The 12,603-nt window shown below is 58.8% G+C and carries 11 protein-coding genes; 7 read left to right on the top strand and 4 right to left on the bottom strand.

The features are described 5' to 3' along the window. Positions 1-218 precede the first annotated feature (218 nt). From KHO41_RS22040 to KHO41_RS22030, 3 genes are read right to left on the bottom strand one after another with little or no spacing between them, the layout of a single operon-like run. Positions 219-617, bottom strand: a complete 399-nt coding sequence (locus KHO41_RS22040; protein ID WP_211955399.1) for a Zn-ribbon domain-containing OB-fold protein — start codon at positions 615-617, stop codon at positions 219-221. A 16-nt stretch (positions 618-633) separates the two neighbouring features. Beyond that, positions 634-1,800, bottom strand: coding sequence for a thiolase domain-containing protein (locus tag KHO41_RS22035; RefSeq protein ID WP_211955398.1), 1,167 nt, complete (start codon positions 1,798-1,800; stop codon positions 634-636). A gap of 40 nt (positions 1,801-1,840) precedes the next feature. Beyond that, complete coding sequence (locus KHO41_RS22030; RefSeq protein ID WP_211955397.1) at positions 1,841-2,299, bottom strand: MaoC family dehydratase; 459 nt, start codon at positions 2,297-2,299, stop codon at positions 1,841-1,843. A gap of 258 nt (positions 2,300-2,557) precedes the next feature. On the opposite strand from KHO41_RS22030, the gene KHO41_RS22025 reads away from it, so the two are divergent. From KHO41_RS22025 to KHO41_RS22015, 3 genes are all read left to right on the top strand, one after another. After that, positions 2,558-3,472, top strand: coding sequence for a LysR family transcriptional regulator (locus KHO41_RS22025; protein WP_211955396.1), 915 nt, complete (start codon positions 2,558-2,560; stop codon positions 3,470-3,472). 417 nt (positions 3,473-3,889) lie between these two features. Then, on the top strand, positions 3,890-4,219 hold the full coding sequence (locus KHO41_RS22020) for a hypothetical protein (protein WP_211955395.1): 330 nt from the start codon (positions 3,890-3,892) through the stop codon (positions 4,217-4,219). A gap of 925 nt (positions 4,220-5,144) precedes the next feature. Continuing rightward, a complete protein-coding gene (locus tag KHO41_RS22015; RefSeq protein ID WP_211955416.1) occupies positions 5,145-6,128 on the top strand; it encodes an NAD(P)H-quinone oxidoreductase in 984 nt (327 codons plus the stop codon). Between the two features lie 39 nt (positions 6,129-6,167). On the opposite strand, the gene KHO41_RS22010 is transcribed toward KHO41_RS22015, so the two are convergent. After that, positions 6,168-7,127, bottom strand: a complete 960-nt coding sequence (locus KHO41_RS22010; protein ID WP_211955394.1) for an IS5-like element ISRta5 family transposase — start codon at positions 7,125-7,127, stop codon at positions 6,168-6,170. Between the two features lie 249 nt (positions 7,128-7,376). Between KHO41_RS22010 and KHO41_RS22005 the strand changes: the two genes are divergently transcribed. The 4 genes from KHO41_RS22005 to KHO41_RS21990 all read left to right on the top strand — a co-directional run bounded on the left by KHO41_RS22005 (position 7,377) and on the right by KHO41_RS21990 (position 12,397). Beyond that, positions 7,377-8,345: a Bug family tripartite tricarboxylate transporter substrate binding protein gene (locus KHO41_RS22005; protein WP_342344474.1), complete on the top strand. Its 969-nt coding sequence runs from the start codon at positions 7,377-7,379 to the stop codon at positions 8,343-8,345. A gap of 179 nt (positions 8,346-8,524) precedes the next feature. Next, a complete protein-coding gene (locus tag KHO41_RS22000; RefSeq protein WP_211955392.1) occupies positions 8,525-9,685 on the top strand; it encodes an acyl-CoA dehydrogenase family protein in 1,161 nt (386 codons plus the stop codon). Positions 9,686-9,694: 9 nt separating this feature from the next. After that, complete coding sequence (locus KHO41_RS21995) at positions 9,695-10,834, top strand: acyl-CoA dehydrogenase family protein (RefSeq protein WP_211955391.1); 1,140 nt, start codon at positions 9,695-9,697, stop codon at positions 10,832-10,834. A gap of 33 nt (positions 10,835-10,867) precedes the next feature. After that, positions 10,868-12,397 (top strand): acyl-CoA synthetase, encoded by a 1,530-nt coding sequence (locus KHO41_RS21990; RefSeq protein ID WP_211955390.1) that lies wholly within the window; start codon positions 10,868-10,870, stop codon positions 12,395-12,397. The last annotated feature ends 206 nt before the right edge of the window (positions 12,398-12,603 follow it).

Genomic DNA, 12,603 nt, shown 5'->3' with positions numbered 1-12,603 from the left:
TTCAATCACCACACTCCGTCATCAACTTAGCGTGCATCTGATACGCAGCCTTGGGCTTTGCCCATGTTGCGCGTCTGGCTGATCAATCACATTTATGACACAGTAGTACTAGCAGCCTAGTGGGGCGCGACGCCCGTTCTCATCAGGTGGTCGCCCTGGGCGCCCAGGGCGAGATAGCGGGCGCATGTGCGCCCGTATTTCAATCGCCGCTGTGACCGTTACGCCAGCGCAAACACCGGCACCGGCGCGCCATCCATACTGGGCGCGAACTTGACCATAACGTTCTGGCCAATACGAATCTCGTCTAGGTCGCAATCGACGATATGAGTCATCATGGTCACGCCCTCCTCCAGCTTCACATACGCAATGCAGTATGGCTGTGGGCCGGCCTTGCGCGTAACGCTGTACGAGTAGATGGTGCCGCGGCCGCTGGCGTCCCTCCAAACGGTGTCGCCCAAGCAGAACGGGCAAAGCGAGCGCGGGTACCAGTGCAATTTGCCACAGGACTGGCATTGCTTAACCAGAAGCCGGCCTTCGCGGGCGGCTTGCCAAAACTCAACGTTGTCCGGCTGTTCGTTCGGAGCCATGTAGGCCATAGGAGTGTATGGGGTGGTCATGTGTTGGTCCCGCTCATTACTCGCGTTCCAGAATTAGGGTGGCACTACCGTGACGGGAACCCAGGTACCCGCCGGTGCCTTGCGCCAGCGCCAGGTCGCAGTTCTGCACCTGTACCGCTGGATGGGCTTCACCGCGCAGCTGGCGCACCGCCTCGATCACCTTGGTGATGCCGCCGCGGTTGGCCGGATGGTTGTTGCACAGGCCGCCGCCGTCGGTGTTGAAGGGCAATTTGCCGACCCCCGCGATCAGGTTTCCATCGGCGACAAACTTGCCTCCTTCCCCCTTCTTGCAGAATCCCAAGTCCTCCAATTGCATCAGCACGGTAATGGTGAAACTGTCGTAGATCGAGGCGTACTTGATGTCGGCCGGGGTAACGCCCGCTTCGGAGAATGCGGCCGCGCCGGAGAACTTTGCGCCGGACCAGCTCAAGTCGATCTCGCCGCCCAGTTGCCCCTTGATGTATTCGCCCGCGCCAAGGATCTTCACCTTTGGGCGCTTGAGCGTGGCAGCGATCTCCGGCCGCGCCACGATCAGCGCGCCGCCGCCGTCCGATACCACACAGCAGTCGAGCTTGTGCAGCGGGTCGGCGATCATGGGCGAGTTCAGTACATCTTCCACCGTGACCACGTTGCGTAGCATAGCGTGTGGATTGTGCTGCGCGTGGTGCGACGCGGCCACCTTGACCCAGGCCATCTGCTCGGGAGTGGTACCGTACTCGTACATATGGCGCATCGCCACCATCGCGTAAAGATTCACGGTGACCGGGTTGAACGGTGCCTCGAATGGTGCGTCGGGCAAGTTGGCGCCCCAACTGCGCGCCTGCGTCCCGCTAGAGCCCTCTGAGCGCGGGCGTCCAGCCAGCGTGATCAGTGCCACATTGCACTTGCCGGCGGCGATTGCCTGCGCCGCATGCGAGACATGAACGAGGTAGGCAGAGCCACCGGTATCGGTCGAATCTACGTGGCGCACCTTCAGGCCGAGATAGTCGATCATGTTGATCGCGCCCATCCCGGGTGCGTCGCCGGCGCAGAAATAGCCATCCACGTCCGCGAGCGATAGGCCGGCATCGGCCAACGCGCCGCGCGCGCATTCCGCATGCAGTTGAGCCACGGACTTGTCCGGCGCCTTGCGGGTCGGATGCTCGTACGCCCCGACGATATATGCCTTGCCTTTGATACTCATGGAAGTTTCGACTCTTGCTAGGGGATTTACAAGGGGACGATCAGAACCGCATCTGCACAAGCCAAACGGCTACCATGGCCGGGCGCTCGCTGCCTTCGACCTGCATCTCCACCTTCCAGTGGCAACGCACTTCGCCGGGGCGAATATCGTCGATCTGTTGCAGGGTAAAGGCGCCGCGCACGCGCGCGCCGGCTGGCACAGGGCCGGTAAAGCGCAGCCGATCGAAGCCATAGTTCAGCCCGAACTTGCGGCTGGGGAACGAGAAGCACTGCGCGAACGCCCCAGACACCATCGACAAGATCAGGAAGCCGTGCGCGATGGTACAGCCGTAGGGCGATTCGGCAGCTGCGCGCGTCGGATCGACGTGAATCCACTGCCGATCATTGGTCAGCTCGGCAAAGGAGTCGATCGCATTCTGATCGACCGGGAAATAGTTACTCACGGTCGTCGACGCTGCACACAGCGTCCGCAGGTCATCAAGCGATGCAATGCTGCGCATGGGCCTCCTGTCAGTTAGTTTCGGTGCTTACGGGGCAGACTTGGCCACCGCCGACCGCGGCAAACGCGGCAGTGTCAAGCCTTGCGCATCTGCGTCGCGGGTATGTAGCGGTATCTAAGTGAGTGTAGCGATGGGGTGGAAGCAACGTCCAATATCTAATCCCACACGATTGATAAGTAACGAGTATCGACGCCCAACCCGGTTGCCCCGCGAGACACCCCGCACTAAGATGTGGCTCCCACCCCTCCACTGCTCCCCATGGAACTGCGCCGCATTCGGCATTTCGTCGTCTTGGCCGAGACCCTCAACTTCCACCGCGCGGCCGAGCGCCTGCATGTCGCACAACCGGCTCTGACGGTCTCGATCCAGAAGCTCGAGTCGGAACTGGACGCCACCCTATTCGTGCGCGAAACACGTGGCGTCACGCTGACCGCTTGCGGACGCGCCGCGTTGACCCAAGCGCGGCGCGTTCTGTTCCACGCCGGCCAGTTTAGCGAACTGGTTCAGGCAGCCAGCAGCGGCATGGCTGGCACCTTGCGCGTGGGCTTTGTTGGCACCACCACCGCACACTTGTTGCCACGGCTTGTGACGCGCTTTCGTCAGGAATATCCCGGCGTCGAATTGGTGCTGCGCGAAGCTACCTCAACGCGCATCATGCAATGGCTGGATGAAAAGGAGTTGGACGTCGGCCTAGTGCGTACGCCGCTGCTGGCGTCCGGCACCGCCGCGCTTGCACTGCTCGAGCGCGACCGCTTCGTGGCCGCACTGCCGCGCAGTCACCCCCTGGCCGACAAACCTGCGCTCACGCTCGCCGACCTAATGCAGGAACGCTTTGTCATGTATGAGCAAGGCGAAGCCTCCGGCCTACGTAGCGCTGCTCTCTCGGCCTGCCAGATGGCAGGATTCCAGCCTCACGTCACACAGGAGGCTACACAGGTTCAGACAGTGCTGGCACTAGTCGAAAGCGGCCTAGGGGTGGCGCTCGTCCCATCGATCATGCAGCGCTTTGCCAATGACCGCATGGTATTCCGCCACCTAGCAGGCTATCCGGATAGCGCCGGCATCGGCTTAGCCCTTACGTGGCTACCGACTTACGACAGCCAACTAATACGGCATTTCCGAGAGGTGGCCTTGTCCGAGTTCGCACCGGAGGGGCGTGAGGCGGGCAAGTAATGGCTTTCGCCTTCATTGCCAGCGCTTGGCGTCGGCAGCTACCTTATCAATCTGCTGGAGACAGCGAGCTGACGCAGGCGGCAAACGGCGCCGTCGCGTGACCAGGTGGTCTCCCGTTCAAGCACACGTCGGTGCCCGCACGATGTCCATCCGAAGCCTGTCTTCCACAAGTTCTGCTAGTCAAGACTTGATATCGAACTCCATATCGCTTGGAGCTAATTCAATATTGGATATTCTCACGCATTACCGGCTAAGCTCTGTCGTGAGAAAGCGCGGCTATTGATGATGACTCTAGCCGGCCGGAGAGCTGGAAAAAGCACAATACCAAGTCTTATACGGCGAGAGTTGCAAACGACATGCCACCGATCCCGAGCTAGCTGCTTCACTCAATCTAGGTAAAGCACACAAGCGGCTCCCATGTATCAACCTCCCTCCGCCAAGCATTCCCTCAAAGCCGACCGGGCAGCTGTCCTGCAGGAAGTGCGCTCTCTCTCGAAAAAGATTCAGGGACGCTTGCCCAACTTCCGCAGCAGTGTCTTCGAGGAAGACGTCGAACAAACGATTGGGCATCTCGTGATGCAACGCCAGCGGCGCGATGCCATTTTGTTGCTGGCCAGCGCGACAGAGTTGGGACTACCTGTTTCCGACAAGACTGTAATGCGCTGCGCGGCAGCGCTCCGTGAGCTCGATAGCCCGTCGCTCTCAACGCTGTTCTGGTCTGTCGTCCGGCGCAGGACAACAGTTTGACAGCTGTCCTGCTACGCCACAGGCGGACGCCGCGATGGCTGAGTGCTTGGACCCCGCAGAAACGCCAGCGCCACCCGTGACTTCCGGACTCGCGTTACGCCGCACATCTAGCCGGGCAGCGCCCCACTCTGTCGGCTATCAGCGGCCTTGCCACTTGGTATCCAGATGGACAATTTGTTCTTACTGACGTGGACCTTGGAACGCCATCCCGCGACGCCGATGCCTGCAAAGTTCTGGTGAGGATGATCCGCAACAGGAGCAGAACGCTCCGTCTCAAGCCCTGCGTGCCCCTGGCAATACTTTTCCTTCATTTCTGAGATAGGTTTATGAAATTAAGATGCTCGTCTCATTTTCATATCATGGTAATCCATTAATACCCGTTTACGTTCTGGCTTATCCTTTTTTCGATCGCTAAACTAAAACAAATAGACCACAAATCACAACAAAGGTCCATCTAAAAGGGCCACTGATCGGAAGTGAGACTTGGCTGGCCGCGCACGCACCTGTCTTGCTCACCCAGCGATTGTCGAACCAGGAGACAACAAGCCATGAAACAGATTTCCCGGGGAGTTCGACATGCGCTCGACTGCATTGACGCACCTCGCGTTGAAATCTGCGGCTTGAACGCCGCCCGCCCTCGTCGCCATCGCCCCGGCTATAAGCGAGGCGACATTGATTCGCCGCCGGCGGGCTGCACCGGTCGAGCGCAGGGTCGTTATGGTTCATCGGAACACATCACGCGGCCACGCGCGTCCTATCTTCACCATTCGATTTCGCTCAGATAGATACGTCGCAACTGACAGCTACTGCCGTCAAGGATAAGTGGAACGCGTTATCGCCAAATATGTGGATGAGAGCCCGCTCCATGATGGCATCAATGAGACGGGCATCTCTAGTTTATATGGAGAATAAGATGAGTCTGACGATGGAGTGTGTGGAGATCTCTGAATTTGGCGGCCCTGAGGTTCTTCGAAAAGTTACACGTAATCGACCTACCCCTGGTGCAAAAGAAATTTTGATAAAAGTCGCAGCAGCAGGAGTGAATCGCGGTGATTCGGTGCAAAGACGAGGAAATTATCCACCACCTAACGGCGCCAGCGATTTGCCAGGTCTCGAGGTTTCTGGAACAGTTTTGGAAGTCGGTGAAGATGTTACGCGTTACGCAGTCGGCGACCGCGTGTGTGCATTGCTGCCGGGCGGTGGGTATTCAACTCACTGTGTCGCACCGGAAGGGCTGTGTCTTCCCGTGCCCGCAGGTATCTCACTTATCGATGCCGCGTGTTTTCCCGAGACGATCTTCACTGTCTACGACACTGTTTGGAACCAAGCCCAACTGCAGCCAGGGGAAGTGCTGCTCGTACACGGTGGAGCAAGCGGCATCGGTACTATGGCGATTCAAATGGCGCGCGCGCTGGGACACCGCGTGTTCGTGACGGCCGGTGGGGCTAGTCGATGCTCGGCTTGTGAAGCATTAGGTGCAGAAGCAATCGACTACCACTCTTCCCAATTTGAGACGGTCATCAAAGATGCCATTCCACGCGGAGTTGACGTGGTTCTCGACATGGTTGGTGGAGACTATGTAGCCCGCGAGCTTAGTGTCCTCGCCGAGGGTGGTCGCATCGTATTTATTGCCACCCTTGGTGGCAAAAATGGCAGTATCGACATCCGCGCGATGATGCACAAACGGCTCAAACTAATGGGCTCGACGCTAAGATCCCGGTCGAATGAGTACAAAGGCGACCTAGCCAGACAAGTGCATGCTCATATCTGGCCATTGATAGAAAAAAAATTAATTAATCCAGTCGTCGACCGTGTATTTGATCTTCATGATGCAGCGCAAGCACATGACTATCTTGATGCGGGAAAGCAAGTAGGAAAAATCTTACTAAAAATGGGCGTTGTTGCATAAATCGAGATTGAAAACAGGGGCTCCCCGGTGAGGCTGAACTCAGGTGATACAGACGGATTGCGGGCGAGCGAGTGCGACCATGCGGTTGAGCACGCCCGCACGGATGGCCACTTCGGTGGCCTGCGACCCGATTTCGCGTGCCCACAGACTGTGTCCTGTCAGCGTCTTGAGGCGGTACATCAGGGTCTCGGCCAGCGAGCGCCGGTGATAGCCGCTGGCGGCTTTCCATTCGCGTCGACTGCTCTTCTCGATGACCTCGATGGCCTCGTTACGCCAGGCTGCACCCGGCGTACTTTCGGACCATGGCTTCGCTCCATCGCGTGGTGGAATCGAGGGCTGTGCATCCCGCGCGGCAATCGCCGCGTGGCACGGCTTGCTGTCGTAAGCGCCGTCGCCTCCGATTGTATCGATCGGTGTATCAGCGGGAATTTGATCGAGCAGGTCGGCCAACACTTCGCCATCGCCAACGTCCTGATGGGTCATCAGCGCGGCACGGATTTGGCCGGTGTCCGCGTCCATAGCGAGATGGACCTTGCGCCAAGTCCGGCGCTTGGACCAACCGTGCTTGCGAACCTTCCACTCGCCTTCGCCGTAAAGCTTCAGCCCAGTGCTGTCGATCACCAGATGCAGCGGCTCGCCGGCCCGCGAGGCGGGCAGCACGACGTTCAGATTCTGCGCGCGGCGGCTCAATGTCGTGTAATTCGGCACTGGCAACGTTGGGAAGGCCAGGGTGCGCAAGCTCTGCGCGAAGCCTTGCAGCGCGCGCAGCGGCAGGTGGAACACCTGCTTGAGACCGAGCAGACCCTGGATCAGCGCATCCGTATAGACGAGCGGGTGGCCACGCTTGGGCGACTGGGCTTTAGCCGGTGGCACGAGCAAGCTCTCTTCGACCCACATCGTCACGTCTCCTCGGGCTATCAATCCCTTGTTGTACTGCGCCCAGTTCTTGACGCGGTAGGCCCCCTTGGGCTCGGCTTGCTGTCGGTTGTCCTTGCGCATCGTCCCGGAAAAAGTCCGAGACACTACGCCGCTTCGTCAGAAGTTAACAGAGCCAGCGTGCCAGCCGTTGCGCGTAAACGTCAGCCCAGCCGACCCCGGATTTATGCAACAACGCCCTAAAAATGCCAGAGCAAGCCACTTTCGCTGCGTCGGAAAGCTTCGAAAGAATTCAGAGAGTAACAACCAATGCATGTCAGTTTCTGGCATGATAAATGGGACTGAAACATGAATCAGAGCAGGCGTCGCGTATTGCAGCAACTCGGACTCGGACTAGCTACGAGCCCCTTTGGCGGTATCGGGCTTGGACCGGCCTTTGCGCAGGATAGCGCCTATCCAACGCACGCGGTCCGAGTTGTATTGCCATTTTCGGCAGGTGGCTCCAGTGACGTGGCGTTCCGCGTGCTGGCCGATGGCCTGTCCAAGGCTTGGGGCAAACCGGTCGTGGTGGACAACCGTCCGGGCGCTGGCGGGATGATCGGCGCCGACGCAGTGGCCAAGGCCGCCCCCGACGGCTACACCTTACTGGCCACCTTGACCAACTTGGTTATGGCACCGGCGCTCTTCGGTAAGGCGCCCTATAACGCGCAACGCGACTTCGCACCGATCACCGAGTTGGCTACGCTTAACCTCGCGTGGGTCGTGCATAAAGACCTCCCCGTTGTCGACGTCAAGAGCCTGATCGAATACGCGAAGAAGCAAGGCCAGCCGCTACCCTACGGCACCTACGCCGTAGGCGGTACCGGACATTTGCTGATGGAGTCCTTCGGCCGCTCCAACGATGTGCCTCTCGTCCACGTGCCCTATAAGGGCGAAGCGCCGCTGGTCAACGACATGCTCGGTGGCCAAGTGCAAATCGGCATCATCGGTCCGGCCAACGCCAAGCAGCACGCGGGCCGGCTGCGTACCATCGCCGTCAGCGGCGTGAGCCGCTCGCCCCTCTTACCGGGCGTGCCGACGTTCAAGGAACAGGGATATGCTGGACTGGAGCGGCAGGGCTGGTTTGGATTGCTTGCCCCCGCTGGCACGCCGGCATCCATTGTCGAGAAGGTCAGCGCCGACGTGAACAAGCTGATGGTGGTGTCCGCCATCCGCGCGCGCATGGCCGAAATCGGCTACGTCCTGGTCGGTGGGACGCCCGCTTCATTCGCCAGAACGGTGAAGAGCGACGAAAGGTTCTGGAAGGACATCATTGCGGCGTCGAATATCCACCTGGACTGACGCAGCGTTGCCGCCTCGGCGCCCGCCGTGTAAGCGGGTATAGAAAGCGCCTTTAGAAATCACCATTCCACTGAAATGAAAGGCAGGCAGCCGAGTTAGCCGGCACCGCTCCAACGTGCGCCAGCGGCCGTAGTTGCAGGCGGGCATATTCGCGACATGTACATAGGAAGAGCAATAGAATGAATTTTCAGTTGTCGCCCGAACAAAAGGCCTTCCGCGCTGAAGTGCGCGCATTTATTGCCGAGCGATTGCCAGCCGACATCCGAGCTCGCTTGCGCGCTGGTCACCCACCACGCAAAGAGGACACCGTAATCTGGCAGCGCATCCTCAATGAGCGGGGCTGGGCTGCGCCGCACTGGCCGCGAAAATTCGGAGGCGCGGAGCTTGGGCAGCTTGAGCGCCTGATCCTCCTTGATGAGTTGTATCGTGCGCCGGCACCGCTGCCACAAGTATTCAATGTGATGATGCTGGGCCCGCTGCTAATGAAATTCGGCACGGCGCAGCAATGCGAATACTTTCTTCCGAAGCTCGCCAGCCTCGACCTCTGGTTCTGCCAGGGATTCTCCGAGCCAGGGGCTGGCTCCGATCTGGCCTCCCTTCGCACAACGGCGCGACTTGAGGGTGACAAATTTGTAGTAAATGGTCAGAAGATATGGACAACAACGGCCCACTGGGCAGACTGGATATTCGCACTCGTTCGGACCGATCCAGAGGCAAGAAAACAGGAGGGGATCTCCTTCCTGCTCATCGACTTGAAATCGCCGGGCATCACCATTCGCCCCATCTATTCGATTGATGGCGAACACCACCTCAATGAGGTGTTCTTCGAGGAAGTCAGCGTACCACTCGCCAACTTGGTGGGCGAGGAAAACAAGGGTTGGGACTGCGCCAAGTTTTTGTTGAGCAACGAGCGCGCCGGGATTGCCAACATCGGCCTGTGCCGCGAGCGCTTGGACAGAGCGCGAGAGGTGGCGACGCTAACGAGGCAGGCGGGAGATCGTCTAATCGACGACCCTAAGTTGCGTAATGAGCTGGCCGGATTAGATGCTGAGATCCGGGCCTTGGAAGTGACTAACTTGCGCTTTCTGCTGACTCCGAGCGCGCAACAGGAACTCCCTGCTTTCCCCTCTGTGCTCAAACTCAAGGGGGTGGAGTTGCAGCAGGAGATCAATGCGCTCTTGGCTCGCTTGGCAGGTATCGACGGGCTAGAACGCAGGGACGCCGAAGACACAACACATGGACCTCTCACGCCGCGCTACTTCTATTCGCGCGCAACGAGTATTTACGGTGGGACCAATGAGGTGCAGAAGGACATTCTTGCCAGGGCCCTTGTCGGATAAGGATTGAAAATGAATTTTGAATTAAACGACGAACAACGTGCACTGCAGGAAAGCCTACGCCGACTACTGGCTAAGCAATACACGTTCGAGAAGCGGAGAGCCTATGCCGAATCAACGACGGGGCACGACGAGCACACATGGGGAAAATTCGCTGAATTAGGCCTGACGGCGCTCCTGGTGCCCGAAGCATTCGGAGGATTCGGAGGTGGGGCGCGTGACTTGCTTCCGGTGATGCAGGAACTTGGCGCAGCGCTCTCTTTGGAGCCGCTCCTCGCGTCAAATGTGCTGGCTGCGGCGGCATTGCGGCTGACCGCCGACGACGCTATTTGCGCCGAAGTTCTGCCACGGGTTGCGACGGGCGAGAGGCGTCTGGCGTGGGCCCACAATGAGAGGGCTGGTCGTCACTCAGCCTTGTGGATTGAGTCGACGGCGACCAACACGGGAAAGCAGTGGCGGATCAACGGTAACAAGGCGAGCGTCATCGGCGCCATCTTTGCCGACCAACTCATCGTGAGCGCACGCATTGGAGGGGCTCCCAATGAGGACGATGGTTGCGCGCTTTTCATGGTGAATGCCAACGCGGACGGCGTTGATTCCCGGCATTACAGGCTTGTTGATGACACCTCCGCCAGTGACATCTACTTGCAGGATGTGGACGCCGTACCACTAACGGACCCTATGGACTGCAAGCGAGCGCATTCTGCCATTGAAGGAACCCAAGCTTTCGGCATCGCGGCCGTGTGTGCGGAAATGGTTGGTGCTTCCCAGGCCGCCCTCGGGCTGACCATAGAGTACTTGAACACCCGCAAGCAGTTTGGACGGGTTATTGGCGAAAACCAGGCACTACGTCATCGCGCCGCCGACATGCTTGTAAGTGTGGAGCTTGCAAGAAGCATGGCCATTGCAGCTGCCATTGCCGTCGACGATCATACAGACGAGAGCGCGAAGCTCGATCTGCATCGCGCGAAGTACTCGGTGGCACGGCACGCTCGTGCCGTGGCCCACGGGGCGATCCAACTGCATGGTGGCATTGGAATGACTGAGGAGTATGCCGTCGGACACTACCTGCGCCGGATCCACGTGCTGGACCAATTGTTCGGCGATGGCGACACGCACACGACAAGGCTGGCGTCATTAGCCTACGCGTGAAGAGATAGAAGACTTCCGGAGCGAGACAATTACATGAACCAAGCAATGATTTATCTCGATGGCCGCGGCATCCCGCGCGACGATGTGCTACTGCAGAGTCTGCGGGCAGCAACGGGCTTCGACCAAATGGGTATCCAGGAGGGCGAAACGGTGGCGTTGTTGCTGCGCAATGACTTCGCGTTCTTTGAGGTCCAGCACGCGGCGGCCGCAATTGGGGCGTACTCTGTTCCTATCAATTGGCACGGCAAGATCGAAGAAGTTTGCTATGTTCTTAACGACGCGAAACCTAGGGTGCTGGTTGCGCATGCAGACCTGCTAGCACCGCTAAGGGCCCATATACCCGCCGGCGTCCAAGTACTCGTTGTGCCCACGCCGCCGGAAGTGACAGCGCGCTACGGAATTGCCGACGACGCTGCACCACCTGGTGTCGGTGAAACATCGTGGCCAGATTGGTGCAAGGCATTCGAGCCTTGGAGCGCGCCGCCGAAGCGTGCCAGGGGGACGATCATCTATACATCGGGCTCCACCGGGCATCCCAAGGGCGTTAAGCGCGACCCGGCAACGCCCGAGCAGACTCAGGCGCACGTGCAATTGATCGAGCGTGTCTACGGGGTCACACCCGGCGTCCGCGCCTTGGTTACCGGACCGCTCTATCACTCAGCACCAAACGGATACGGACGGCAGGCTTTCATGGTGGCAGAAGAGTTGGTACTCCAGTCCAAGTTCGACGCTGAGGAAACGCTGGCTCTAATTGAGAAGCACCGGATTACGAATGCCGTAATGGTGCCAACGATGTTCGTCCGAATCCTTAAGTTGCCAAAAGAAGTGCGCGAGCGCTACGACGTCAGTTCGCTACGTTGGGTCACGCACACCGGCGCTCCTTGTCCGAAAGAGGTCAAGCAAGCGTTGATGGAATGGTGGGGACCCATCATCTATGAAACGTATGGTGGCACTGAAGTTGGCACAGCTACGCTGGCTACCCCTCAGGATTGGCTGGAGCACCCAGGTTCAGTTGGTGTACCAACGCCGGGGACTCGTATCGCATTCTATGGCGAGGATGGGAAGCCAGCGCCGGAGGGCGAACCGGGAGAAATCTATATGCGCGTGCCCGCATATGCTGATTTCACCTACCTGAATCACGCCGAGAAGAGAAGGAGTGCCGAGAAAGACGGTCTGATCAGCGTGGGCGATGTGGGCTATTTGAGGAATGGACGTCTGTACCTGTGTGATCGGCGATCGGACATGGTGATCTCCGGCGGGACAAACATCTATCCCGCCGAGATCGAGATGGTTCTTACGCAGTGCCCTGGCGTTCAAGACTGTGCCGTCTTCGGTATTCCAGATGAAGATTTTGGGGAGTCATTGGCAGCTGCAGTTGAACTCGTGCCAGGCGCGAAACTGTCTGTGCGGGATATTCAGCAGTACTTGGAATCCCATCTGGCAAAGTACAAGGTACCGAAGCGCGTTGATTTTCATGCCTCGCTACCCCGTGAGGACAGCGGAAAAATTTTCAAGCGTAGATTGCGGGAGCCATTCTGGAAGGACGTAGCCCGGAAAATCTGATGGTGGTCTCGTAATGGTTCAACGCTGTTTAGTTCTGGCCACAGAGGTTGATCGGCTGTTTCGGCGCAGCGCCTACTGCCAATCGAAGTCAGGCCAATCAAGGGCCCTTGCATCGCTGCGCAGCCGCACTCGAACGCGTTGATCGTGATAAAGCCAGTATCTCAGTATCGATGGGTGTTCGGTTAGTCGATCACGGGTTCTCGCCA

The organism is Cupriavidus numazuensis, assembly GCF_905397435.1.
In the GTDB taxonomy this organism is placed as follows: domain Bacteria; phylum Pseudomonadota; class Gammaproteobacteria; order Burkholderiales; family Burkholderiaceae; genus Cupriavidus; species Cupriavidus numazuensis.
This window is presented reverse-complemented; position numbering and strand designations above follow the sequence as displayed.

What these genes read in the sequence shown, in the direction of transcription:
- KHO41_RS22015 (WP_211955416.1), top strand. Translation starts at nt 5,145, where the DNA reads ATGGAGTGTGTGGAGATCTCTGAATTTGGCGGCCCTGAGGTTCTTCGA.
- KHO41_RS22040 (WP_211955399.1), bottom strand. Translation starts at nt 617, where the DNA reads ATGACCACCCCATACACTCCTATGGCCTACATGGCTCCGAACGAACAG.
- KHO41_RS22000 (WP_211955392.1), top strand. Translation starts at nt 8,525, where the DNA reads ATGAATTTTCAGTTGTCGCCCGAACAAAAGGCCTTCCGCGCTGAAGTG.
- KHO41_RS22035 (WP_211955398.1), bottom strand. Translation starts at nt 1,800, where the DNA reads ATGAGTATCAAAGGCAAGGCATATATCGTCGGGGCGTACGAGCATCCG.
- KHO41_RS22025 (WP_211955396.1), top strand. Translation starts at nt 2,558, where the DNA reads ATGGAACTGCGCCGCATTCGGCATTTCGTCGTCTTGGCCGAGACCCTC.
- KHO41_RS21990 (WP_211955390.1), top strand. Translation starts at nt 10,868, where the DNA reads ATGAACCAAGCAATGATTTATCTCGATGGCCGCGGCATCCCGCGCGAC.
- KHO41_RS22020 (WP_211955395.1), top strand. Translation starts at nt 3,890, where the DNA reads ATGTATCAACCTCCCTCCGCCAAGCATTCCCTCAAAGCCGACCGGGCA.
- KHO41_RS22030 (WP_211955397.1), bottom strand. Translation starts at nt 2,299, where the DNA reads ATGCGCAGCATTGCATCGCTTGATGACCTGCGGACGCTGTGTGCAGCG.
- KHO41_RS21995 (WP_211955391.1), top strand. Translation starts at nt 9,695, where the DNA reads ATGAATTTTGAATTAAACGACGAACAACGTGCACTGCAGGAAAGCCTA.
- KHO41_RS22010 (WP_211955394.1), bottom strand. Translation starts at nt 7,127, where the DNA reads ATGCGCAAGGACAACCGACAGCAAGCCGAGCCCAAGGGGGCCTACCGC.